At 62.1% G+C, this 24,820-nt stretch carries 21 protein-coding genes and 3 pseudogenes; 9 read left to right on the forward strand and 15 right to left on the reverse strand.

All coding sequences use genetic code 11. The features are described from left to right. Nucleotides 1-23: 23 nt before the first annotated feature. The 5 genes from FE263_RS18320 to FE263_RS22225 all read right to left on the reverse strand — a co-directional run bounded on the left by FE263_RS18320 (nt 24) and on the right by FE263_RS22225 (nt 4,010). The gene (locus FE263_RS18320) at nt 24-233 is read right to left on the reverse strand and encodes a hypothetical protein (protein WP_138327484.1); all 210 of its coding nucleotides are present in this window, start codon (nt 231-233) and stop codon (nt 24-26) included. 10 nt (nt 234-243) lie between these two features. Continuing rightward, nucleotides 244-456: a hypothetical protein gene (locus FE263_RS18325; protein WP_138327485.1), complete on the reverse strand. Its 213-nt coding sequence runs from the start codon at nt 454-456 to the stop codon at nt 244-246. 223 nt (nt 457-679) lie between these two features. Beyond that, nucleotides 680-3,019: a heavy metal translocating P-type ATPase gene (locus FE263_RS18330; protein ID WP_138327486.1), complete on the reverse strand. Its 2,340-nt coding sequence runs from the start codon at nt 3,017-3,019 to the stop codon at nt 680-682. Further along, nucleotides 3,016-3,540 carry a hypothetical protein gene (locus tag FE263_RS18335; protein WP_138327487.1) on the reverse strand — a complete coding sequence of 175 codons (525 nt, stop codon included), beginning with the start codon at nt 3,538-3,540 and terminating at the stop codon, nt 3,016-3,018. Before FE263_RS18335 ends, FE263_RS18330 begins: the two co-directional genes overlap by 4 nt. A 119-nt stretch (nt 3,541-3,659) precedes the next feature. Further along, entirely contained in the window at nt 3,660-4,010 is a 351-nt protein-coding gene (locus FE263_RS22225; RefSeq protein ID WP_171034202.1) for a Spy/CpxP family protein refolding chaperone, read from the reverse strand. A 412-nt stretch (nt 4,011-4,422) separates the two neighbouring features. On the opposite strand from FE263_RS22225, the gene cueR reads away from it, so the two are divergent. After that, complete coding sequence (gene cueR / locus FE263_RS18345; protein WP_240759900.1) at nt 4,423-4,869, forward strand: Cu(I)-responsive transcriptional regulator; 447 nt, start codon at nt 4,423-4,425, stop codon at nt 4,867-4,869. Nucleotides 4,870-5,404: 535 nt separating this feature from the next. After that, entirely contained in the window at nt 5,405-6,211 is an 807-nt protein-coding gene (locus tag FE263_RS18350; RefSeq protein WP_138327489.1) for a transporter, read from the forward strand. Between the two features lie 231 nt (nt 6,212-6,442). On the opposite strand, the gene FE263_RS22985 is transcribed toward FE263_RS18350, so the two are convergent. From FE263_RS22985 to FE263_RS22655, 5 genes and pseudogenes are all read right to left on the reverse strand, one after another. After that, nucleotides 6,443-6,736, reverse strand: a complete 294-nt coding sequence (locus FE263_RS22985) for a transposase domain-containing protein (RefSeq protein WP_408886218.1) — start codon at nt 6,734-6,736, stop codon at nt 6,443-6,445. 72 nt (nt 6,737-6,808) lie between these two features. After that, nucleotides 6,809-7,547: pseudogene (locus tag FE263_RS22990) on the reverse strand (IS66 family transposase); the annotation flags it as partial. A 40-nt stretch (nt 7,548-7,587) separates the two neighbouring features. Next, on the reverse strand, nt 7,588-8,121 hold the full coding sequence (locus FE263_RS22650) for an ATP-binding protein (RefSeq protein WP_138327492.1): 534 nt from the start codon (nt 8,119-8,121) through the stop codon (nt 7,588-7,590). A gap of 110 nt (nt 8,122-8,231) precedes the next feature. Beyond that, a pseudogene (istA, locus tag FE263_RS22425) lies at nt 8,232-9,240 on the reverse strand (IS21 family transposase). Continuing rightward, nucleotides 9,214-9,339 (reverse strand): annotated as a pseudogene (locus FE263_RS22655) (IS5/IS1182 family transposase); the annotation flags it as partial. The pseudogenes istA and FE263_RS22655, both read right to left, overlap by 27 nt. A 612-nt stretch (nt 9,340-9,951) precedes the next feature. Here FE263_RS22655 and FE263_RS18375 point away from each other — a divergent pair. Further along, nucleotides 9,952-11,319, forward strand: a complete 1,368-nt coding sequence (locus FE263_RS18375) for a carbohydrate porin (protein WP_240759901.1) — start codon at nt 9,952-9,954, stop codon at nt 11,317-11,319. 382 nt (nt 11,320-11,701) lie between these two features. On the opposite strand, the gene FE263_RS18380 is transcribed toward FE263_RS18375, so the two are convergent. Genes FE263_RS18380 through FE263_RS18390 form a run of 3 tightly spaced genes read right to left on the reverse strand, consistent with a single transcriptional unit; the run spans nt 11,702 to nt 13,532 of the window. Beyond that, nucleotides 11,702-12,706 (reverse strand): CBASS cGAMP-activated phospholipase, encoded by a 1,005-nt coding sequence (locus tag FE263_RS18380; protein ID WP_171034204.1) that lies wholly within the window; start codon nt 12,704-12,706, stop codon nt 11,702-11,704. Then, nucleotides 12,703-13,107: a type II toxin-antitoxin system VapC family toxin gene (locus FE263_RS18385; RefSeq protein WP_138327494.1), complete on the reverse strand. Its 405-nt coding sequence runs from the start codon at nt 13,105-13,107 to the stop codon at nt 12,703-12,705. Before FE263_RS18385 ends, FE263_RS18380 begins: the two co-directional genes overlap by 4 nt. Continuing rightward, nucleotides 13,107-13,532, reverse strand: a complete 426-nt coding sequence (locus FE263_RS18390; RefSeq protein WP_138327495.1) for a hypothetical protein — start codon at nt 13,530-13,532, stop codon at nt 13,107-13,109. The genes FE263_RS18385 and FE263_RS18390 overlap by 1 nt, the downstream gene beginning before the upstream one ends. A gap of 422 nt (nt 13,533-13,954) precedes the next feature. On the opposite strand from FE263_RS18390, the gene FE263_RS18395 reads away from it, so the two are divergent. Further along, the gene (locus tag FE263_RS18395) at nt 13,955-14,971 is read left to right on the forward strand and encodes a hypothetical protein (protein WP_138327496.1); all 1,017 of its coding nucleotides are present in this window, start codon (nt 13,955-13,957) and stop codon (nt 14,969-14,971) included. A gap of 186 nt (nt 14,972-15,157) precedes the next feature. Here FE263_RS18395 and FE263_RS22240 read toward each other — a convergent pair whose 3' ends face one another. Both FE263_RS22240 and FE263_RS18400 read right to left on the reverse strand, forming a co-directional pair. Further along, entirely contained in the window at nt 15,158-15,322 is a 165-nt protein-coding gene (locus FE263_RS22240; RefSeq protein WP_171034205.1) for a hypothetical protein, read from the reverse strand. 81 nt (nt 15,323-15,403) lie between these two features. Further along, nucleotides 15,404-15,679, reverse strand: coding sequence for a hypothetical protein (locus FE263_RS18400; protein ID WP_138327497.1), 276 nt, complete (start codon nt 15,677-15,679; stop codon nt 15,404-15,406). A gap of 505 nt (nt 15,680-16,184) precedes the next feature. Here FE263_RS18400 and FE263_RS18405 point away from each other — a divergent pair. From FE263_RS18405 to FE263_RS18425, 5 genes are all read left to right on the forward strand, one after another. After that, a complete protein-coding gene (locus tag FE263_RS18405) occupies nt 16,185-16,877 on the forward strand; it encodes a response regulator transcription factor (protein ID WP_240759902.1) in 693 nt (230 codons plus the stop codon). Nucleotides 16,878-16,894: 17 nt separating this feature from the next. Continuing rightward, nucleotides 16,895-18,280: a sensor histidine kinase gene (locus FE263_RS18410; RefSeq protein WP_138327498.1), complete on the forward strand. Its 1,386-nt coding sequence runs from the start codon at nt 16,895-16,897 to the stop codon at nt 18,278-18,280. 400 nt (nt 18,281-18,680) lie between these two features. Next, nucleotides 18,681-21,875 (forward strand): efflux RND transporter permease subunit, encoded by a 3,195-nt coding sequence (locus FE263_RS18415; RefSeq protein ID WP_138327499.1) that lies wholly within the window; start codon nt 18,681-18,683, stop codon nt 21,873-21,875. Continuing rightward, complete coding sequence (locus FE263_RS18420) at nt 21,872-23,191, forward strand: efflux RND transporter periplasmic adaptor subunit (RefSeq protein ID WP_138327500.1); 1,320 nt, start codon at nt 21,872-21,874, stop codon at nt 23,189-23,191. Before FE263_RS18415 ends, FE263_RS18420 begins: the two co-directional genes overlap by 4 nt. Next, complete coding sequence (locus FE263_RS18425) at nt 23,188-24,705, forward strand: efflux transporter outer membrane subunit (RefSeq protein ID WP_138327501.1); 1,518 nt, start codon at nt 23,188-23,190, stop codon at nt 24,703-24,705. The genes FE263_RS18420 and FE263_RS18425 overlap by 4 nt, the downstream gene beginning before the upstream one ends. Nucleotides 24,706-24,820 lie beyond the last annotated feature (115 nt).

Raw genomic sequence — 24,820 nt, forward strand, 5'->3', positions numbered from 1 at the left:
GCCACGAGAAGAAATGCGATCAGCTACAGGATGTAGACGACAGGAGCGGACCAACTGGTCAGCGCCAGGATGGGCAGCGGCGCAGCCAACGCCGCCGCGGCCGCCCATGCGATAGGGAACAGTCGGTAGTCGCTCGAGTGCCGGGCGATGACGCAAAAAATCTCTCCGGAGGTGTGCTTCTCCGCCTCTCGGATCGCCGCGGCGACCCGGGCTTTGTCGGCATCGGCGATCATAGGTCGGTCCTCACCAGCTGCCCGAGCTGCCGCCGCCGCCGAAGGAGCCGCCGCCGCCGGAGAAGCCTGATGACCTCCCGCGCGACGACCTGCCCCCGCCGGAAAGCGCGAGCAGGAAGAGAAGCTGCATTACGGCTCGGCAGGCGGCTCCGCCCTTGATGGCACAGTAGATCAGCAGCCCGACCCCACTGACGCCGAGCAATATCACCAGCCAGACCGGCATGGTCTCACTCGGATTGGCCGCAGCTGATGGCTGGTTCTGGGCCGGTGCGGTGTTTCCGGCGTCGCCGCGTAGCAGCTGGCTGATCTGGCCGACACCGTTCTTGATGCCGCCCGCGAGAGGAGAGGTATGAAGGCGATATTGCGGAACGTCCGCGAGCTGCGGGCGAGCGAGCCGGACATAAAAATACTCCAGGATGGTGGTGCCCGGGGCTGGCCCACCAGGGTCACAGGCGTGTTGCCTTCAGTCGCAGGGCGTTGCCGATGACCGACACCGAGCTCAGCGACATCGCCAGCGCGGCGAAGACGGGGCTGAGCAGGATGCCAAACGTCGGATAAAGGATGCCCGCAGCGATCGGGATGCCAATCGCGTTGTAGGCGAAGGCGAAGACAAGGTTCTGCCGGATGTTGCGCATGGTCATCCGACTAAGCGCCCTGGCTCTCGCGATCCCGGCCAGGTCGCCTTTGACGAGAGTTACGCCCGCGCTCTGGATGGCGACCTCGGTGCCAGTGCCCATCGCGATGCCGACGTCCGCCTCGGCCAGGGCAGGCGCGTCGTTCACCCCGTCGCCCGCCATCGCGACGATCTTCCCGTCGGCTCTCAGCTTCTTGACGATGCGGTTCTTGTCCTCGGGCAGTACGTCCGCCTCGACGTCCTCGATCCCAAGTTGCTTACCCACGGCCTGTGCCGTCGTCTTGTTGTCGCCCGTCAGCATGACGACGTGAATGCCCTCCGCACGCAGGCTGTCGAGCGCCGCCCGCGTCGTCGCCTTGATCGGATCCGCGATCGCGATGATGCCACCCGGCTTGCCGTCGACGGCGACGAACAGCGCCGTAGCCCCAGGCTCGCGTAGCTCGTCAGCCTTTGCGGCCAAGCCGCCCATGTCGACCCCGTGGTCGTCCATCAGCTTGGCGTTGCCGAGCGCCACGAGGCGTCCACCCACCTTTCCGGTCACGCCCTTGCCGGTGACCGATGCGAACTCGGACGGTTCGTCGGCGGCGATGTTCCTGTCCTTGGCGGCGCGCATGACCGCAGCCGCCAGTGGATGCTCACTGGACCGCTCGAGGCTGGCGGCCAGCTTCAGCAGGTCGTCTTCCGTGAGCCCGATGGACGGCACGATGGACGTGACGCGCGGCTTGCCCTCGGTGAGGGTACCGGTCTTGTCCACCACCAGCGTGTCGACCTTCTCCATTCGCTGAAGGCTTTCGGCGGACTTGATGAGGACGCCCGCACCGGCGCCTTTGCCGACCCCGACCATGATCGACATCGGTGTCGCCAGCCCCAGCGCGCAGGGGCAGGCGATGATGACGACGGAGACTGCTGCGATCAAGGCGAAGGCAAGGGCGGGTGCCGGGCCCCAGACCGCCCAGCCGATGAAGGCCAGGATGGAGACGCCGAGTACGGCCGGAACAAAGTAGCCCGCCACGGTATCGGCCAGCTTCTGGATTGGCGCCCGGCTGCGCTGCGCCGCCGCAACCATGGCGACGATGCGCGACAGCATCCCACCGGCGCCGACCGTGTCGGCGCGCATGATCAGCGAGCCGGTGCCATTCACGGTGCCCCCGATGATCTTGTCGCCCGATACCTTAGGGGACGGCATCGACTCCCCAGTCACCATCGACTCATCCACGGCGCTCTTGCCCTCCAGGACGGTGCCGTCGACAGGCACTCCGTCGCCGGGTCGGACGCGCAGCCGATCGCCGACCTGGACCTGGTCGAGCGCAACCTCCTCGTCGTCACCGCCCTCGCGCAGGCGCCGAGCCATCTTGGGTGCAAGGTTCAGCAGGGCGCGGATGGCGCCGCCGGTCTGGTCGCGGGCCCGAAGCTCAAGCACCTGGCCGAGCAGGACCAACACCGTGATGACAGCAGCGGCTTCGTAGTAGACGCCGACGATGCCGTTCATCATCCGGAAGCCTGCGGGAAACAGGCCCGGGGCGAATGTTGCGAAGAGGCTGTAGAGGTAGGATGCGCCCGTGCCGAGGGCGATCAGGGTGAACATGTTCAGGTGCCCCGACCGAATGGACGCGGCACCCCGAGCAAAGAACGGCCAGCCCGCCCACAACACCACCGGTGTCGCGAGCACGAACTGGATCCAGATCGACCACTGCTCCGGCACGAGCCTGCCCAGGCCGAGCCAGGGGATGTGGCCGCCCATCTCGAGGATGAAGACCGGCAGCGTCAGCGACAGGCCGATCCAGAAGCGCCGCGACATGTCTGCGACTTCGTGGTTCGGTGCCGCCTCGGCGGTGACCTCTACCGGCTCGAGGGCCATGCCGCAGATTGGGCAACTACCAGGCCCGACCTGCCGGACCTGCGGGTGCATTGGGCAGGTGTAGATGGCGCCGAGCTTTGCGGGCTCGGTAGCCTTGGGCTTCAGAAACCCAGTGGGGTTGGCCTCGAACTTGGTTTGGCAACCGGTCGAGCAGAAGTGGAAGGTCGTGCCGCCGTGATCCGACTTGTGCTTCGAGGCGGCCGGATCGACCGTCATTCCGCAAACCGGGTCCGTCACCGGAGCGGTCGCGGCTCCTCTGGTTTCAGGACGATGTGCAGTCTGATGCTCGCTCATGGAACCACCTGGTCAGATCGCGCCTGATGTGGCGTGGCCCGAGATGTGGGGCTTCCCATGATGGGAAGGTCAAGGGATCTCTTCGAGAGTGCCGAACGAGCCGCTGCAAAGGCCGGGGTCGGAATGACGATCCATTGGACTAGCGGGGAAAATCCGATGTTTGTGCCGGGCAGAAGAGGCATCAAGTCGCTGTAGGTCGAGAACCCTCGAGCCGTGCTGACGTGCTCGATGATAGCGGTGGTGCCGAGCCCGGAGATGACAGTCGTGGCTGCCACTGGCAAGAAACCGGCCTGTGGCCAGCCTGTCATCCCGATCAAGAGCAGGCTGCCAATCAGGGTGGTCCCAGCGATCAACACGTCGCCGCCGGTACAATGAGCCACCATGAAAGCCATCTCTCTTGCGGAGCCGGTCTTCCACAGCGTGTAGAGCGGGAGCTGTGCGCTTTCCCAGGCAAGGCTGGCAAGCGCGACGACGCAGAGATATCGGCGAAGCGCCAGAACCCAGCTGACATCACGCGTCATGCGGCAGTCTTGGTGGACAATAGACCCTTGTCACCATCATGAGACCACGCGTCAGCTGATGGTTTTCCACGGCGGTGGCCAGGACAGACGTAAATCATACCCTGGCTCTGAGTCCTTAGTCACATCATGCCCATCGGCCCCGGCATCATCTCGTCGAACGACTTGCGTTGGGCAGGCGAGAGCACCGTGTAGAGAGCTTTCATGTTCGGTGCAGTCCGATCCATCATCCCAAGTCGTGAGGACATCATCTTGTGCGCAGCCCCCATCCTCGCCGGCATGGTGGTCGGCATGCCGCTTTTCATCATCTCCTCATGCGCGGACTTCATAGTCCTCGCACCAGATCGCATCGAGTTCGCGAAGGCGTTCCAGGCGGGCGTCTGCGCGTCGGTAATCTGCAGCTCGGCTTTCAGGTAGGCGATGCGGCCTTCACAATGGTCGAAGGGCATCCCCATCCTGTCGCGCGGCTGCATCATCCCCATCATGGGCAAGCCTGGCATTCCCGACGTCATCGACGATGTCGACCCATCCGAACACGACATTTGCATAGCCGGCTCGGCAGGTGCAGTAGTCGTCTGTGCCTGCGCGTCAGCCCTCCAAAGGACCATCAAGAAAATCGCTGCGAAGGCAGCCAAGCTGGTGACACGTTTCATCATACGGCCTTGCGCTGGCTGCGCGTTAAACCGCCCGGACGTCCCAATCGATCCCCGACTGGTGTCCAAGTTGCTCTCATCGCCTGCTGCCGACATTGATCTTCATCAATAGCTTCTTCGGCGTCAGTGGCGAGGATCGGAACATACCCAGGTGGAGGCCCTATGGCCGCCGAGTCGCGCAGGCCCGCTTCTGTCAGCGATCGACCTTGAGGTAACCCCACTTGACCTTCTCATGATCGAAAGTCTGAATGCCCAGGTCATAGGGAAGGTCGACATGGTCATCGGCGAAGCCGCGAAGGCGTCGGGCGTGAGCGCCAAGATGCTCCGCTACTACGAGAGCATCGGGTTGTTGCCGGACGTGCCCAGGACGGCCAGCGGTTATCGGACTTATGGCAAGCGAGAGGTGGAGACGCTGCGTTTCATTCGCCGCGCGCGCGACCTGGGCCTGTCGATGGACCGTATCAGGCTCCTGGTCGGCCTCTGGCATGATCGAGAGCGCCCGAGCCGTGAGGTCAAGCGCATTGCCCTGGAGCATGTGAGGGAACTGTACGTCAGAATCAGCGAACTGACGGCCATGTGCTCGACGCTGGAGGAGTTGGCCGGCGCCTGCCGAGGCGACAACCGGCCTGACTGCCCCATCCTCCGTGACCTAGAGCGGGGTGCACGGAGTGTTTCGTAGTATCAGACTATCGCTAAGAAGGCTTGGACAGATGGCAGCATAGAGACGAGCATAGCAGGTGGTCGACTTGCGCCTTCATCACTGTGGGCATCTGCCCGTGACGCTCTGGGTGTGGAGCGGCAGGCCGTTTGACCGCACGTGAGCTTCAAAGGCTGACCGAGTCTATCGGCATTAAATGTCTGATCGAACGACGTGAGACAACCTTCCTACAGGGTTAGGTTGAGCGCAAATGGGGAGGTAATTTTTGTGTCCGATCTACAGACAGCCACGCGATCGTCGCGCACGTTGACGAGCCACTGCCCACGAAATTGATCATAAAGAACGTGTCTCGTCGGCGAGCAACCTGCACGTCACCTTGCTGTCAATGGGGCCAAAGACATCCACATGATGCTGAAAAAGAGCCTGCTGTGAAGCACCAGTGATTGTATCAGACCGCTTTACGACTGCGAGCTTGGCAAGTGCAGCCGGTCGCCAGAGTCGATCGCATTGGGTACGTCGGAATGGGCTGCCTGTTCCGCCTGCCGATGGCGATGACTTGGATGGTCTTCAGGCGATGGTGACAGTGGGCAAGATGGTCATAGTCGCGGGGGCCGCGTTCATAGCATGGACGGCCCTAACCAGCAGTCCGGCTTATGCTGACGAAGTACGAGATTTTGCGCCAAACCGACCGAGCCGGAGCGACTCGCCATTTACCGTGCCGATCGGCTTTATCCAGGTCGAGACCGATCTTGCGAACTACACGCATCCCGGAGAGGTTCTTCAAACCCTTGATCCGACGATCATATATGGCCTCACGAACCGCATCGACATCGGGCTGTCGATCGGGGGCCTGATCACGCAGCGCAGCAACGCCGTGTCATCGGCGGGTTATGGCGACACGATCGTGAAGGCGAAGTTCAGCCTTACCGGCGATGACGGCGGCCCCGTTGCGTTCGCGGTCATCCCGTACGTCAAGATACCTACCGCGCCGATACCGATTGGGGATGGGCAGGTGGAAGGGGGTATCAACATGCCGATGTTGGTGACGCTTCCCAGTCATCTGCAGCTCACCGTTGAGCCTGAGCTGGCCGAACTGAAGTCGAGCCAGACCAGCGGTCAACAGGCGAGCTTCATTGGTGTCGTAAACCTTGGGCGGCAGATCGCCGGTGCGCTGTCGGGCTTTGTCGAACTCTATACACAGACATTCGCAGGTCGTGCGGCGGGCAGCCCGTTCGTGACGTTCGATTACGGATTCGCATACCTTGTTGCTAAGGATGTACAGCTGGATGTCGGCGCAAATGCTGGGCTGAACCGTTACACGCCCGCGCTCAATATCTACAGTGGTCTAGCGTTTCGCTTCTGAAGCTATAAGTTCCTGTTTCGCTCGACGAATCGAGTCCATGGCAGATCGCTCTCCAACGGTGTTGCCCAGACCGCCTGACTGGCATCCATCAAGCGGAGCGGCCGGCCTGCTTGGTCGGCCCCGGGGTGGGGGCGGCCGTATCAAATCCTGGGGCCGGGGATCGATACCACTGACACCTAACAACTACGCAAGACGTTGGCGTTCAAGTTCCGGCCGGAGCCAGTTGGTCAGCTAGACCTCTTGTCGTATGCCCGGTTGATGCACTCCGATTCCGTGTTGAGCTTCCGCGAGCATGCGGTGAGGTCCGTAGCGAGCCCGACATCGCGCGTGTGTGAGGCAGCGGTGCTGACTCGGCAGGGTGGTTCGGGCGGCCTTGCTGCAGGAGACTGAGCGCGACTGCCAGTTCCAAGGGAGAAGCTCGTCGAGCCTCTGAACCGGGTCCTCTGCAATGCGAGCGAGCACCTCGGCGAACCACGCCTGTGGATCGACATCATTCAGCTTGGCCGTGACGATCAGGGAATACATCGCCGCCGCCCGCTGACCGCCGCGACCGGATCCTGCGAACAGCCAGGACTTTCGACCTAGAGCGATGTCGTGAAGTGCTCGTTCCGCCGCGTAGTTCGACAAACAAATCCATCCATCGTCGAGAAGACGCGAGAGCGATGTCCAGCGCTTGAGCATGCAGTCCATCGCGCGGGCAAGGTCGGTGCCGCGCGAGAGCTTCGGGCGCTGCTCGCGCATCCAGGTCTCGAGTTTGGCGACCAATGGCGCGCTCAGCTCCTGGCGGACAGCCCTACGATGCTCAGCCGATTGCCCGTTGATCGCGCGCTCGATCTCGAACAGCGCATCGATGCGACGTATTACTTCGAGCGCAATCGGCAAGATGGCGCCTGCTGGCTCGCCACGTGATCGACGGCGGGCGCTCTGTTCGACATCGGCCAGTTCGACGATTGGCCGCCGCGCATGCACCCAGCACGCCGCTCAAAGAGCGGGCCTGGTTTGCGCTAGGGTCGTAGAGCTTGCCGTAGCCGCCACAGGCGTCCGCCTGGAGCAGCCCGGCATAGTCGGCCAAGTGGGCCTGCGGGTACTGTGAGCCGCGATCGCGCGAGTAGTGGAACATCGCAGCGGGTGGTGCGTGGCCGCCGAGGGGCCGGTCGGCGCGTACGTAGACAAAACATCCCGCGATATCTGTCTTGCCACGGGCGAGCACGGGTAGGATGGTGTCGTCGTTGTGCAGACGTGCAGCCGTAAGGATATCGGCCTCGAGCCGTCGCAGGAGCGGCTCCAGCACGGCACAGCAGGCTGGAGGGGCTGGGGGGGACGCCCTCCCGGCCATAGCGTTCTGCTTGCCGGTTCAGCGGCTGATGCGGGCAGGATCACTCGAACATGATCATCGCCAGCAGGCTCGGACCGGCCCGATCACGGGCGGTGACGTCGGAGAGCACTGGCGCCTGGCTGACCTTTGCGCATTCGCGGCAAGTAAAATTCTCGCGGACGTAATGGACCACGATCCACTGGCGCGGGATCACCTCCAACGTCGACACCGCCCGATGCAGCGCCTCCTTCAAGCGACCCTGCCGCTGCGCCACCTCCAGCAGCAGCACCAAGTCGGCCGCGGTGACGAACCGCGTCTTGATCCCCGCCTGCGTCGCCAGATAGCCCAGGCTGATCGCCAGATGCGTCTTTCCCACGCCCGATGGGCCCAGCAGGATCACGCTCTCCGCTCGCTCGATGAAGCTCATTCCGGCGAGTTGCTGAATCTGCTGCCGCGGCGCGCCCACCGCGAACTCGAAGTCGAACTGGTCGAGCGTCTTGATCGCCGGGAAGCCCGCCACCCGTGCCAGCATCGTGCGAGCCGGGGCCCGGCGGGTGTCGAGCTCGCCGCGCAGCACCGTCTCCAGGACGTCCATGAACTACACCTCGGTCTCGGCCGCGTTCTGGGCGGCTGCCGGATACTCGACCGCCACGCCGCTGAGCCGCAGCTCCGTGCAAAGATGCGACAGACGCTCGTGCTGGAGGTTCACCCGACCCCCTGTGGCACCAGCAGCCGCTGATAGACGCTCAACGGATGCTGGATCGTCATCCTCTCCGCATGCCCTCTGCTGGCTTGCGCGACCGCTGCCGGGCGCGGCACCTCGCCTTGCCATAGGGCGGCGAGCGGCAGCAGGGAGCCCTGCTCCTCGCCGAGCAGCTTTGACGGAATGCGGTCCGTCGTCCCGTGCACCCGCATGTTGGCCGTGTCGCGCAGCCATTTGCGTGCTTCCACTTTGGCCGTCGCCGGATCCACCTTGAGATCGAGCGGGCGCAACCGGCTGTCCAGCGGAACCCAGAAATTGTGGCGCAGGTAGTGAATGAAGCGCTCGACCTTGCCCTTGGTCTGAGCCCGGTGAGGGCGGCACAGCCGCGGCAGAAAGCCGTGATGATGGGCAAAGTCGCGGAACCGGGCTGCAGCCGGTGCTTGCCTGGGCCATACGCGTCACGGCCGACCACAACGGTGCGCATGTTGTCGTACAACACCTCGTGCGGCGTGCCGCCGATGAACGCGAACACCGCCTCGTGGCACGCCATCAACGTCTCGAGCCGCTCGTCGGTGACGAACTGCACGTTGGCCGTTCGGCTGTAACCTAATACAGCGACGAACGCCGAAGCGGGTCGCCTCCGCGCCGGATCACCGCCCAGTCCACCCGCATCTGTCGGCCAGGATTCGTCTCGAAGCGCACCACCGGCTCAATCGGCAAGACGGGCCGCAGCGTGGCGAGGTGCTCTCGCAGGATGGTAATCCCGCCCGTGTAGCCCCGTGCCCGCAAGTTGCCCAGCAGCACCGTGCCTTGCAGCCGCTCCGGATGCGCCGCGATCATACGTTCCGACACGAACGCCTTGTGGGCATCCAGCTTGCCCGGCACAGCGGGCCGCGCCGTGTAAAGCGCGGGGCCCTCCCGTTTGAGATGACGCTCGACTGTGTTCCGAGAATGGCCCGTGCGCCGGGCAATCTCCCGAACGCTCAGCACGTGCACAATGCCGCTGATCACCCTGCGGTCATCGACCCGCGGCACGCCGCGCGACTTACGCGGCAACAGCGATGCCAGACGCTTCCACTGCCGCCCGCTTAGCCAGAACTCAGTAGCCATTCGTGGCTCCCACAACGCAGGGAGTGAATCACAGACGGCGCCTAGTGGGGATCCCGCTATAGAGCCTGAAGCCTAGCTGACTGCGATGGGCGCTGATACGGTTCGATTATAGTGAGCGAACAAGCTGCGCCTCGCACCTAGTCAACTCAAGCTCCCACAAAGCTGTATATCGTGCCCACCTATCTGCTGTTTGTAACGGGTTCTTAAAATCCTTTTTAAGCGGCTGTCACAGAAATCGCTTTGATGAGGTCTGCTGTTCCGGTCAGCAGGCCAGTTCGAGGGTCTACTTCCTGAGCGGGCTTGATATTTGATGTTCTCGACACGAGCATGCCACTCAGCAGCCCCAAGCGAGCAGGCAGACGTCGCGGCCAACAAGAACGATTTTTAATTGACGGAAGATCGGTGACATGTGACGGAGCGCTCATGGCCGCCTTCCAGTCTTGAGCAGTAGACACTCTCAAGACTGCTATCGGGCACCTGGAGGTGGGCAGGTGATGTTTGTCCAACCGGGGCACAGCTCTCGGTTGGTTGGTAAGAGTCAAAATAGACTTGCCGGGGGATACGTTCATGTTAAGTCTTTGGAGCCTTCCACCTCGCAGCCGTGGACGTGTGTTGCTTGCAAGCACCGTCATGCTGAGCTTTGCTGCAGTGCCAGCGTTTGCCCAGCTCGACACTGGAACTGGAACGTTCGCGAGTTCGAAGATAAATATAACCCCAAACTCGGATTTCGGAGCGCCACCGCTACCTAAGCCAGAGGCACTCGTTCCACAGGTCAACGACTACCTGCAGCATTACGGGACGGCGCTCCTTCTCGACAACACAAACGAGTTTCTCGGCGTCGTCAGCGGGCCGCATCAGGGCTCCACCAACACCGGCCAGTATGCGCTCGAATGGGACCAGGATTGGAACATTCTCGCCGGGATACCTGGGCTGCAGACACATGCAATCGCTGTCGGCCGCTACGGCAATCTTGCTGGCAACCTCTTCGGGGATAACGGCTTCAATCAGAGCCAGGAAATCTATGGTGCCGGTGGTAACGTCGCTGTTCATCTAGTCTTCTTCTACGCCGAAGAGACGTTGGCCCATGGACGGGTCAACATCGCAGCTGGGCGTGCGCCGATGGAGAATGACTTCGACTCCAATCCCCTGAACTGTAACTTCATGAACAACTCTCTCTGCGGCAATCCGAAAGGGGTCACTGACAACACGGCCAATGCGTCGTACCCAGATGCGCAGTGGTTCACACGCTTCCGCGTCAGGCCTGTCTCGAACATCTACGTTCAGTCGGGTATCTACTTCACCGAGAACAACACCTATAGCGCGACCAACGGCTATAGGTCAGGCTTCCATCTGGATTCGTCACACATCGATGGCGAGGCCTTTCCCATCGAAGCCGGTTACGAACCCACCTTCGGCCGTGACAAGCTCCCGGGCCATTACAAAATTGGCGCCATGTATGAGAACACCAACCACGACACCTGGGAGCTTCCGACGTTGCCCCCAGAGTCGCGCAAGGGTGGCACTCAGGCTTGGGCGCAGTTCGACCAGATGTTGGTCCGCCAGGGGCCAGGTGCGACCGACGGCATTATCGTGACGGGTGACTATGTCCATAACGACCCCCGTTACTCTCTCAGAGCCGACCAATTCATTCTGGCCGGTATAGATCGAGACTTCTGGAAGGCCCGCCCGCTCGACACCATTGGGGTGCTGTTTGCCTATCAAACCGTCTCTGGCCAGCTCGGGAAGCTGCAGGGCGAAGAAGAGGAACTTGGATTGCCCATCACGGGTAGCTTCGGAGGGGTGCCGAATGCTGCCGGGATACAGACCCACTCCATCAACCTGGAGGTCAACTACCAGATCCATGTGTTCCGCGGCGTCACGTTCGCCCCGGACTTCCAGTACTTCATCCGCCCGAACGCCGAAGCACAACTGCCCAGCGCTGCTCTGATTGGCTTCAAGTCACATATCGAGCTGTTCTGAGCACTCGGCACGACTGCGGGGAAGACGCGCTGCGGCTGGATCCCCAAACAGGGTCCAGCCGTCGGGTGGAGGAGCGGCGCAAGACTTTTGAGGTAAAAGGAAGGTCTATTGCTAGCGAGACGGCCGAGGCGCTTTCTGGAGCTCGGATGGCCAGCTAGAGGATGAGAACATTGTCTAAGACCAATCGTCTGCCAGACCCGACCCTTATCCTTTTGAGAATTGTGCTAGCGTGCCTCTGCCTTGGGGCCTGCTCCAGCTATAGCGGGCCGGTGACCAACGCCCCGCCCCCAGCAGGCCAAGAAGGACCGCCATTGCTTACGAATGGCTATGCACCCTAGGTTCTACAACGCTGGTCCGCCGAGAAGCTGGCTTCGAACCATGGCTACACAGTAGTTGTCTTAGGTTCACTCCGTAGCATCCCTGACACGACTAGTTGTTGGTCGACCCGGAGTTGAAGTAGCGCCCTCTTTCCCAGGGTATCCAGTAGGTCGGTGGCGTTCGGAGCCGTGCGGTCCAGGCCAAGGATTGCTTCTTCTTTCTCCGTCGGGGTGACGTCAATTCGGACGTGTCTGGAGCCGAGGAGCTTTGCGCACGCCTCGATAGTCAGCTCCTGTTGAGCGGCAAGTGTAACACCGAACAGGTCTAGTCCCCCGAACCTTGTCGGAAGCATTGAACCCAAGGTGCCATGTCCAGTCTGTGCCTGAGGCGAGCCACGTCTTACTCCGCCCGCCGTACCCAGGCTCAGGATGTCGCATTCTTCGATTAGCGCGCCTTTGAAGCTTATCCATTCAATCAAAGCTATAAGGTCTGGCGCGTTGGCGATGATCCCCCCGTCGATCAGGGAGGAACCGCAAACTCGCTGATCCGGAAAGTATGTCGGCGCGGCTGCGGATGCCATGACGGCCTGAAGAAGGGTCGCCTTGGCGAATTCCGCAGCGGGGCCTTCCCACGACCGGAAAATGGCCGCCCGCCGATGTTGACGGTTTGTCGCGACTACGAGCAGCGGCATCGCAAGGTCGCGAATCGGGGCATCCGCCGCGGGCCCAAGTATCTTTCTTGCAACGGCCTCTAGCCCCACCGGGGAGTAACGGCTGCGGACCAATCCCAGCGCAGTGCGGTTCCACGGCATTTTTCGGCCGAGGATCCAGACGCTTCGGTCGAAGATTTGCTCACCGTGGCCGCGGAAAGCCGCAGCCATCTTCGACGCGGGAACGCCGCAGGCGATGCCCGCCGCCAACAGAGCACCGATAGAGGTTCCAGCGAGGACGTTAAACCTGGACTTTAGGGGGCAGCCAGCGCGGGCTTCTAGTTCCTCAAGGATACTGGCGGCGAACAGGCCGCGATATCCCCCGCCCGACAGGGCAAGAATCTGCTGCCTTTGGTTCAAAGGGCCAGAGCCGATAGCGATAGCGTTCCGTGATAGGGCTGCGGGGCTTCAAGAAGTATGAGGTTGAAGACTAGAGCGGTCGCCACGACAAGCCGGTTGTCGTCGTCGAGGGCGACGTTCAAGCCGTTCTCGGTCACTTGCAGGTCTGTAGAAAGCAGTTCGGCCCATCGATCGGCGACTGTCTCATCGACCGGAATGAGGTGGCCGTGACTTTTGACCAAGGAGACCAAGCGGCGCAGGTTTCGTAGATAATCGCTAGCCCCCTTGGATTGCGATATCTCGGACTTGGCCCTGGCGGCGGAGATAACGCTCAGGTGGATATCGGCGGCTTCGACGGTGGCAAGTCGTCCAGACATCCCCGCAGCAGCGTCCAGGGTCGCCTGTGTAGATAGGAGATACATCAGACGCCAGGAACCCTTTCAGAACCCTTTTTCCCAATCTGGTAGGCCTGGCGCCCTCGTCTACGTTGCGCCATCTGAACTGGCTCCTTAATCCCGACGAAATCCGGCATCGCGGCAAGAGCCTCCGCGAACGAGCGCGGCCTACGCGCAATGGCGACTATCGACGCAAGCTGCCGAGCCGAAATAAGAACAACCCGGTCATCAGCGACTGTCCCGCCGACGACGCTTACCTTGCCAGCCCTCGCCTCCCGCAGGAGGGCAGCGACGTGGTCCCGGAAACTGCGCACGGTATTCGGCTCGATCCTCAAGAGAAGACTACGTATGGCAGACTCAATCTCTTGCTCGCTGGCCGCAGCGTCGACAACCAGGCGGAGATCCTCAACTATGTTCTGCGTCTGGTGAGCTGCTGCCAGATCTTCAGCCATGCCAACCCCTCCAGTCCATGTGGCCACATATAGACACAAAGGTGGCCACGGCTCAAGTCTCTTGGGGAAGGCCGCCTTCAGTGAGCAGGTATGGCGCTTCTGACTGAGTTCGTCCCACGCCAGCGGCTGGACCCGTCCGAGCGGCCCAGAGGCGTCAGGGGATAGGCGCCCGGGGCGTATGCCTTGGCCGGGCCGCGGAAGGCCCCGGACCGGAATTACGGGTGGAGCTGTTAGTATCGGCTGCTTTCGTCTGATGATGCGCGCCCTTCGGCGCCAGCCACCCGTCCCGCGGGAGCCAAGCTTCCCGACCTGCAAGCTACACCCTGGCAGAATGTCACATCAGACGAAGCCTCCCTTGGTAGGCGGCCTTGCGGCCTCGTTATATCTAGGCAGATATAGCGCGCCCGGGATAGGAGGTGCGCATGAAGACTGCTCAATCGCTCGCAAGGTTGGCCTCCGCAACCGCGGTGTGCGTTGGGCTTTCGCCCTGGGCAAAGGCCGACCCAGCCCTGGTACCGAAACCGCAGCTGTCGTTGCCCAGTGCTGCTCCCGCGCCCGTGGGAGCTACCACGTCTGATCCCGCCGCCGGGCCTGACGGCTCAGCCGTCTCGGCACCCTCTGCTCAGCAACCTCAGGGTGATGGGATCATCGGCTACTTTGAGGACTGGATGGATCGAGCAAGCCGAGCCCAGGATGAACAGCCCCACTGGATGACGCCGGTTGTGACTGTGACACCTCGCCTTGAGCAGGAGGTCCGCTATGACCAGCTTTGGGAGCGACGAGGCAATGGCTCGACCCTGGACATTTTCGACAACAACAAAGGCCTGGAGCTCATCCCAACCGAAACGAACGAGATCCTGATCAACCCACCCGCCTACCAGTACAAAGGCAACACATCATCTCCAGCGAACGGCTGGCTTGATGACCAATTTCTGGTGGTCAAGCAGCGCCTGCTCAGCGCCAACGAGCAGAACGGGAACTACATCGTGACAGCCTTCCTTGGCGTCACGGCGGCGTCGGGTAATGCTGCGTTTACCAACAAGACCTGGATTGTCACCCCAACCATCGCTGGAGGAAAAGGCTGGGGTAACTTTGACGTCCAGGCCACTAGCGGTATAGCTGTACCATTCCAGCACACCAACCAGTTGGGCAAGGCAGTCGCGACAAACATTGCCCTTCAGTATCATCTACTCACCTACATCTGGCCCGAATTCGAACTCAACGACACCTACTGGATCGACGGTAAGGAACGCGGCGGCAAGAACCAGCTGCTCCTGACACCTGGGGTCATCTTTGGCCGCTTTGTCATTCATAAGCGTATCAAGGCCATCATCGGTGGCGGCTATCAGTTCGCGGTCACCCCCAGATACGTCGTCACCACAGAGCAGACTCCGGCATACAACCACGCGTGGATCCTGACCGGCCGAATTACCTTCTAGGCATGGGAGAACAGGAGAATAGAATGGCGTGGAGCTCAACTCTAATTTTGATAGAGAGTTGCGCACGTCTACGCCGCAACAAGACCATCGTAGGCGTTACCGCAGTGTCTGTATCGCCCAATCCGCATTCTACTTCGCAGCTATTTTGGCCGTGTCATCCTGCGTTTTGTGATGCCAACAATTACCTCACTTCGTTGCAGAGTCCTCCATTACCCCGTTTGGAAGGACGCCGGTGAGCGGCGGCATCCCATTGTTCAGCTGCTCGTTAGAGATTTGCCGAGGATGATAGCTTTCACAGCCCGCGAGGACGGCCAGCGAAGCGATTGAGGCGAGCACCAGTAGAATCTTCATGACAGGATGCAACTCCGGGCGGGATGGAACCGTGTGGCTGACCAAAGATGCCTACCCATCGATCAGCCACTTAGGTGCAGGCTACTGCGGCGGCCGTGAAGCGTTCTGCTGCGCCATCCTGCCGCTTGAGGTCTGATTGGCCTGCGCATGTTGATCCTGCGGGCTGAAGGCTTTGCGCATCGCGCCCAGCTGGTTTTCGGGTGCGGAGCCCGGGGGAACCGAGAGATCCCGGCTCGGTTGCTCGCCCACGCCGTGGTCGAGTGTCTGAGCGCAAAGTACTGTTGGGACGGTTGCCATGCTGGCTGCAAGAGCGCCCACGACGGCCAGTCGTGTGAGCGAGATGATACGTGTCTTCATAGAATTACACTCCTGAGGGTTCAGATCTTGTTCTTGACTGTGAGTAGGCGATTCTGTGAGACCAGGCGCTTGACGACTGCGTGGCTTGCTTTATGCAATCGAGAGATCCGGTTGCCGTCCTCTCGTACCCCAGCTGGCCACCTAAGCTGCCTCCTTAATTCCGTCGCGGTAGTTTGTGCTACTCTTGGGGTACGTGATGAATACTACGCTCCAGCCTCACGACAGGCTGTAACCGTTTTGTAAAATCGGTTTTAATTGGACTCCCACTTGCGGTGCAGTAGCGAGACGGTCGTCGATGCTGCAAACGGGAGTCTCACTGTCCGATGCTGTTCAAGGCAACTGACCTCTTGACGGAGCCCGGCCTTGGAAGGGTGTCGAGCCCGGTGACGGTCATGTCGGAGGGTCAAGAACCTCGGATCTGTGCCCTCACCTTCCCGTGGACACGGCTCTTGATCCGGGCCGCATGCCCGTGATGATAACCGCTGGCCAAGCGCCGACGCCTAACATGCCGCGCATGACGGGCCCGCAGGTGCTTCTGATTGAGGATGACGGCAAGCTTGCGTTGGACGTTGCGGAGGACCTTGGTGTCCGCGACTTCGTAGTCACCGTCGTTGGCACGGGTCCGGAGGGGCTCGAGCGCGCGACCAGTGGCAACTTCGACGTTCTTGTCGTGGACCGGATGCTGCCGGGTCTCGACGGGCTTGCCCTGATCGAGCAGTTACGTCGGCAAGGAAGTCGCACTCCTGTTTTGGTGCTAAGCGCGTTGTCAGCCGTTGATGACCGTATCAGCGGACTCAAGGCAGGCGGTGACGACTACCTGACCAAGCCCTTCGCTCTGGCGGAGCTGGCGGCTCGCCTGGAAGCGTTGCTCCGTCGGCCGATCGAGGCCCGCGAGAGTGTTCTACATGTTGGCCCGATCGTTATGGATTTGATTGACGGCACCGTTCTGCGCGGCAATCGCCTAATCGAACTACTGCCCAGAGAGTTTCGGCTCCTGGAGTATTTGCTCCGTCGCCCCGACTGCATACTGACCCGGGACATGCTGCTCGAGGATGTCTGGCATTACCGCTTCATCCCGCAAACCAATCTTGTTGATGTGCATATCGGCAAACTGCGCCGTAAAGTGGATGCTCCAGGGGAGGCGCCCTTGATCCACAGCATCCGGGGTGCCGGATTCATGCTCCGCATCAGCAATTGACGTCTCTGATGCCACGGATGTCTACGCCGGGCTCCATCTTCAGCACCGGCACCTTCCGCTTGTCCTTGGGCTCCGCCGGGTTTCTGGCCGCAGCCCTATTGCTGCAGTCAGCCCTGATCTTCTGGCAGACCACCAGCTACCAGATTATGCGGACCGACCTGATGCTGTCCCGGGAGGCCGCCTTGATTACGGCGCAAAGCCGCCCGGTGCTCGACCAGCAGCTGCGCATGCGAGCCTCGGACGACCTGCACCTGCTCATCCCCGGCGCCGGTCTGTTTGACGCGCAGCACCGGGTGCTGAACGGCAACCTGCCGGTCTGGCCTGAGGGGCTGCAGCCGGACGGCCCGGTGCGCCAGATGGTGGTAAACCCGATTGGGCAGGGACCGCGCTCCGTACGAGCCCAGGCTCTTCGCTTACGCAACGGCGACATCCTGGTGCTGGCGCGGGGCTTACGCGACCTCGAGGAGGTGCGCAGCGTGGTGCTGAGGGCGCTCCTGCTGTGCGCCGTGCCCTCAATCCTGGTTGCGTTAGCCGGTGGCGCCTGGCTCAGTCACCGTGCGCTCCTTCGGGTTGGGATCATGCACCGGGCTATCGATCGCATCATGAGCGGCGACCTGCATGAGCGGCTACCAGCGGGGCGTGAGCGAGACGACCTCGACCGGCTGGCAGGGAGCGTGAACCGCATGCTCGACCGGCTCGAGTACCTGGTGGACGAAATCAAAGGCGTGGGGGATGACATCGCTCATGACCTGCGAACGCCCCTGGCGCGGGTCCGCACCCGGCTGGAGCGCGCCCGTAGCTCGCCTGAGGGCGGCGAATTCATGGGCGAGGCCATCGAGAGAGCCATCATCGACCTCGACCAGTGCTTCGCCGTCATCACCGCACTGCTGCGGATCGGAGAGATCGAGAATGGACGCCGACGGGCAGCCTTTGCAACCGTGGCCCTAGACGAGCTCGTCGCAGACATTTTCGACCTCTACGAGCCTATCGCGGAAGCCCGGCAGATCGCCCTGGTCGTAGTCGATTGCGAACCGGTCCGCGTGCACGGCGACCGTGACTTGCTCATCGAGCTGCTGGCCAACCTGATCGACAACGCCATCAAGTTCACGCCCGAAGGCGGCCGGGTTGAGGTTGGCGCCGAGACTAGTGGCACGAACGCTGTCCTGCATGTCGCTGATACCGGGCCCGGCATAGCGCCCGCGGAGCGCGTAGCAGTGCTTGCCCGCTTCTACCGTTCTGATAAGAGCCGACATATTGCTGGCAATGGGCTCGGCCTAAGCTTGGTTGGAGCCATTGCCCGGTTGCACGACGCCCGCATCAGCATCTCGGAGGCTGGTCCACTTCCTCGATTAGGCTGCTTGATCGAGGTCACCATGGCGGCGACATCGATCGGTCGGCCGTAACACATTAAATGCGGCCACTCGACCGTCTCGCCGTAAAGGTTGGCCCCATCTGCCCAGCACTAAGAAGAGTCATGACAGCCTTAAAAGCTCACTGGGAATGGATGAGGAGATATAATGCCGATGCATCATTCTGGGATATTGTTGACTGCCAGTCTTGGCCTCAATGCCATCCAAATCCTTCAAGGGCGAACAGAATGTTTAGGTTTACTGCAAGATGGTATCATAAGTAGGCTCGTCGTCACTTTGTCGCGGGTAGGCCTCCCGTGATCGCAGACTTAAAAGTTATTTTCATATGTGACCCTCCACCGGTCGGCTATGTGCCTTCGGCGCTGATGATCGGTTCGGGGCGCCATGACCTGGGCCAAGCTCGAGAGCAAGCAAACCGCATGATGACCATCCGATGAATGCCATAGTCCTGGTCGCCCTGCGGAGGCCTCTTACCTTCGTGGTGATGAGCATCCTGATCGTGCTGTTCGGGGTCATGGCGGTATTCAAGACGCCGACCGACATCTTCCCGAACATCAAAATCCCGGTCGTCGCCGTGGTCTGGACCTATACCGGCCTGCTGCCCAACGACATGTCCGGTCGCGTCATCTACTACTATGAGCGCTCGCTGACCGCGACGGTTGAGAACATCGAGCACATCGAGAGCCAGTCGCTCTACGGCCGCGGCATTGTCAAAATCTTCTTCCAGCCCGGCACCGACACCGCCGCCGCCCAGGCGCAGATCACCTCGATCTCGCAGACCGTGCTCAAGCAGATGCCAGCTGGCATCACCCCGCCGCAGGTGCTGTCGTACAACGCATCCTCGGTCCCGGTGCTGGACCTGCAGGTCTCGGCGCCGGGCATGACCTCGTCGCAGGTCTACGACATGGCGTCCAACCTGATCCGGCCCCAGCTTATCTCGGTACGCGGGGCGGCCATCCCCACCCCCTATGGCGGCGCCTCGCTGAACGTCGAGATCGACCTCGACCAGCGCAAGCTGCTGGCGCACGGTCTCTCCGCCACCGATGTCGGCCGCGCACTCGCCACCCAGAACGTGGTACTACCGGCGGGCGACCAGAAGATTGGCGCCATCGACTACATGGTCGAGACCAACTCGACGCCGCTCAAGGTGGAGCAGTTCAACGACCTGCCGATCAAGCAGGTCGGCAACGCTGTGGTGTATCTGCGGGACGTCGCGCACGTCTATCGCGGCTCGCCGCCGCAGCAGAACGCGGTGCTGGTGCACGGCAAGCAAGCGGTGCTCATCGAGGTGCTGAAGAGCGGCGACGCCTCCACGCTGGCGGTGGTCAGTGGCATCAAGGCGATGCTCCCCAGTATCCTCAAGACGCTGCCGCCCGGCACCACCATCACCCCAATCAACGACGCTTCCGGCTTCGTCCGGGACAGCGTGTTCGAGGTGGTGCAGGAGATGGTCACCGCCGCCGTCCTCACCGGGCTCACGGTGCTGCTGTTCCTCGGTTCCTGGCGATCAACCCTGATCGTGGCGACCTCAATCCCGCTGGCCATCCTGTGCTCGGTGCTCGCGCTTTCCTGGCTCGGCCAGACCATCAACGTCATGACGCTGGGCGGCCTGGCGCTGGCCGTCGGCATCCTGGTCGACGACGCCACCGTGATGATCGAGAACATCGATTCCCATCTCGAGCACGGCGCCGAGCTCGAGCCCGGCATCATCGAGGCTGCGAACCAGATCGTGGTGCCGACCTTCGTGGCAACGCTGTGCATCTGTATCGTCTGGCTGCCGCTGTTCCAGCTTTCCGGCATCGGCGGCTGGCTGTTCATGCCGCTGGCGGAGGCCATCATCTTCGCGATGATCGCCTCCTTCATCCTGTCGCGCACCCTGGTGCCAACGATGGCGGCCTGGCTGCTGCGCGCCCAGGTGGCGCAGCATGCCAAGGGCCCAAACCCCAACCCGGGCCCATTCGGGCGCTTTCAGCGCGGCTTCGAGCGGCGCTTCACCAATTTCCGCGAAGGCTACCAGAGTGCCCTCACAGGCATCGTGGCAATCCGTGGCCGCTTCATCCTGGGCTTCCTCGCAGCCGCGCTGGCTTCGCTGCTGCTGATCCCGTCGCTGGGCCGCGACTTCTTCCCGAGCATCAAGTCGGGTGAGATCGACATGCACATGCGGGCCCCCATAGGCACGCGCTTGGAAGATGCCTCGATGATCTCGGTGCTGGTCAACAAGTCGGTGCGCCAGCTGCTGCCGGGGAAAGTCAGCAATTTGGTCGATAACTGCGGCCTTCCGGCGAGCGGCATCAACGAGGCCTACAACTCGACCGGGACCATCGGACCGCAGGATTGCGACATCACCATCAGCCTCAAGGATGACGCCGCCCCTGTTGACGACTACCGGGCGTTGCTACGCCGTCAGTTGCCCAAGCGCTTCCCTGGCACCGTATTCACGTTCCTGCCCGGCGACATCACCGCGAAGATCCTGAACTTCGGCCTGCCCGCGCCAATCGACGTGCAGGTCTCCGGCCGTGGCCTTGCCGCCAACCTGGCTTACGCCGAACAGATGGTCGCACGCCTACGCCGTATTCCGGGCATCGCCGACGTGCACATCCAGCAGGCCTTTAACGAGCCAACCCTGCGCGTCGCTTCCAAGCGCTCCTATGCGCTCGGCACCGGCTTGACTGAAGCCAACATTGCCAACAACGCGCTTGCCACCCTGTCGGGCAGCGGCCAGACCGCACCGACCTACTGGCTGGACCCGAGCAACGGCATCTCGCACCTGGTCAACACCCAAACCCCGCAGAGCCAGCTCACCAGCATGAACGACCTGGAGACCATTCCGGTCGACAAGGGCGACGGTAACCCGGGGGGCAAGGACATCCAGCTGCTGGGCGGCCTCAGCCATATCACCCAGACCGCCAGCGCGCTGCTGAACTCGCACTACAGCATCCTGCCGGTGATCGACATCTTCGCCACCAATCAGGCCCGCGACCTCGGCGCCGTCAACGACGCAGTGGCCGACGTGGTGCAGCAGATGAGCGGCAGCGTGCCGCATGGCGCCAGCGTACATCTGCGTGGCCAGGCGACCACGATGGGGACCGCCTACGTGCAGCTCATCGAGGGCCTCGCCCTGTCGATCCTGCTGGTCTACCTGGTGATCGTGGTGAACTTCCAGTCCTGGCTGGACCCCTTCATCATCATCTCGGCGCTTCCTGCGGCACTAGCGGGCATTGTCTGGAGCCTGTTCCTGACCCACACAACTCTGTCGGTGCCTGCGCTGACCGGCGCCATTATGTGCATGGGCACCGCGACTGCGAATTCCATCCTGGTGGTGTCTTTTGCCCGCGACCGCTTAGCTGAGCATGGCGATGCAGTGCGCGCCGCCATCGAGGCGGGTTATGGCCGCATCAGACCGGTGCTGATGACGGCGCTGGCGATGATGATCGGCATGCTGCCGATGTCGTTCAGCAACACCCAGAACGCGCCGCTCGGCAAAGCCGTCATTGGGGGCCTGCTGGTGGCAACCTTCGCGACGCTCCTCTTCGTCCCGTGCGTGTTCGCGCTCCTGCACCGCGGCGAAGCAAAGGCTACAGACCATGACGCGACGGAACGACATCCGGAAGGAGCGCTGCACACATGACGGTCCATCAACAGGCCCGGCGGGGTTCGTTCGAGGGTCACTCCTCCCGTCGGCCCAAGAGCCGCATTGGCCTGATCGCGCTGATTGCTGTCTTCCTTGCGGTCATCCTGGCGGCCTGGGGGCTGTGGGACCGCCATAACCATCTTGCCGACCTGCGCACTGCCGCAACCGAGGATGCAGTGCCGGACGTGCAGCTTATCTCCCCGACCCGTGGGCCTGCTTCCCGCTCGCTGGACTTGCCTGGGACCATCAACGCCTGGTACGCGGCGCCGATCTATGCGCAGGTCTCCGGCTACGTGCAGATGTGGTTCAAGGATTACGGTGCCACCGTGCAGAAGGGCACACTGCTGGCGACCATCGACGCGCCGAGCCTCGACGAGCAGTTCGAGACCGCGAAGGCAAATCTCGCGGTGGCGCAGGCGCGCTACAATCTCGCCAAGGTCACTGCACATCGCTATTCCGCGCTATCAGGCACCCAAGCGGTCGCGCAGCAGGAAGTCGACGTGCAGGTCGCCACCGCTACTGCTCAGAAGTCTGAGGTGGAAGCGGCGCAGCACGAAGTTGCCCGCTACCAGGCGATGGAGGCGTTCAAGAACGTCGTGGCGCCATTCGATGGCGTGGTCACCGCACGCAATACCGATGTTGGCAGCTACGTGAGTGCGGCGGGCGGCGACGTGCACTCCTCGGGCGGTTCGTCCGAGCTGTTCAGCGTGTCGGACATCCATAAGCTGCGCATCTACGTCTCGGTGCCGCAGGATTACTCCTCGGTGCTGAAGCCTGGCCTGACTGCATCGTTGACGCTGTCGCAATTTCCTGGCCGCACGTTCCCGGCACAGTTCCTGACCACGGCAAATGCCTTCAACCCGCAGACCCGTACCGTGGTGACCGAGCTCACCGTCGACAACCCCAACCATATGATCTGGCCGGGCACTTACACCGACGTGCACTTCAAGATTCCGTCCGACCCCGATATCCTGATCGTGCCGGAGCAGGCGTTGCTGTTCCGCGACCAGGGCATGCAGGTCGCGCTGGTGCGGCCGGACGGCACCGTCCATTTGCAGGACGTTAAGCTTGGCCTCAATCTCGGCCAGACCGTGCAAGTCGTAGCTGGCTTGAAGCCGACCGACCGCTTCATCAACGACCCCTCAGCCGGGCTGCTCGAAGGCGAGCACGTGCATGTGGTGACGGGTGTCCCGGGGGTCGCCTCGCCCAGTGCGCCGCAGGAAGAAGCTCCTTCACAGGGGAGCACGTCACATCTGAGCACGGCGCAACGCGAGCGTGTTGAGGCAGCACGCGGGGGCGCACCCGACCAATGACGTCACGACCGAAGCTTACCAGAGCCGCCTGCTTGCTCGGGCTCGCGGCTTTAACCTGCTGCGACCTCTCAGGCTGCGACCTAGCACCGGCCTATCAGACCCCACATCCTATCCTGCCCGCGAGCTATCAGGGATCCGGGCCCTTCACCGTGGCACACCCGCTTGACACCTTGCCGCGCGGGCCATGGTGGGAGGCCTTTGGCGACCCGGTGCTCGACACGCTGGAGGCTCAACTTGAGCTCGATAACCCAACCCTGATGGCCGCCTACGAGACCTACACCCAGTCGCGCGACCTTGCTGGGGAAGCGCGAGCGGGGTTGTTCCCGCAGATGAGCGCCAACGTCCAGACCAGCGACAATAAGCAGTCCGAGCACCGGCTGTTCCGGAACAGCTCGGTCGGCCAAAACGAACAGTCATCCAACGCTATTGGCGCCACCGTTGCCTGGGACCCGGACTTCTGGTGGCGCATCCGCAACGAGACAAAACTCTACAAGGAGCAGGCGCAGGCGACGGCCGCCGATGTTGCCTCGGCGAAGCTCAGCCTGGAGGTCGAGCTGGCGTCCGACTATATGGCGCTTCGGGGTCTAGATACGCAGCACGCCGTCTACACGCAGTCGATTACGCTGTATCGAAAGGCAGTCGATATCACGTCTATGCGCCTGGCGGGCAAGATCTCCTCGGGGCTCGACGTTGCACGCGCGCAGAACCAACTCGCGGCCGCTGAGGCTGAGGACACCGCGACCGAGGCCAGCCGTGCCACCCTGCAGCACGCAATCGCCGTGCTTACCGGCACCAACCCGAGCAGCTTCACCATAGCGCCGGTGGCAGAGGGTCATTTGGTGGTGCCATTGGTCCCTGCCGGTGTACCCTCCATATTGCTCCAGCGTCGCCCCGATATCGCTGCAGCCGAGCGCACCATGGCAGCCGCCAGCAGCTCCATCGGCGTCTCGCGCGCCGCCTTCTATCCTGATCTCACCATCAGCCTACAGAGTGGCTTCCAGGACTACGGCTGGTCGCTAGCGAGCCTGCCGAACAGCATGTGGGCGGTCGGGTCGCAGGCGATTTTACCGCTATTCGAGGGCGGCCTGCGCAAGGCGGAACTGCAACGGAGCTGGTCGCAATACTCGCAGACCGCCGACAACTACCGCGCCACCGTTCTGGCTGCCTTTCAGCAGGTCGAGGACGGGCTATCACTGACAAATATCCTGTCGACGGAACTACAGCAGCAGGTCGCTGCGGTGCAGTCGGCGGACAAGGCGCAGAACATGACGCTGGCCCTCTACACTGGCGGTCTGGACAACTACCTCGATGTGACAGTTGCCCAGGTCGAGGCACTCACCGCCCAAATTGCGGCGGTTCAAGTGCAGACAACCCGACTGCAAGCTGCGGTAAACCTCATCGGAGCCCTCGGCGGCGGCTGGAGCACAAACGAATTGCCGACGCCGGACCAGACGCTACCGTTCAACCCGCTCAGTCCTAATCGCTCTCCGGGGGACGTTCATACGCCAACCTAAAGCTGCATCATCTAGCCGGCGTCTGAGTCCGAGCCTTCACAACAGAATGGCAGTCCAGCGCTTCAAATAGTCTCTTTTGAGAATGCTGCCGTACAGGAAGGCGGCGGCAACGGTA

Origin of the sequence: Lichenicoccus roseus (genome assembly GCF_005844085.1) — a bacterium.
Lineage (GTDB): Bacteria > Pseudomonadota > Alphaproteobacteria > Acetobacterales > Acetobacteraceae > Lichenicoccus > Lichenicoccus roseus.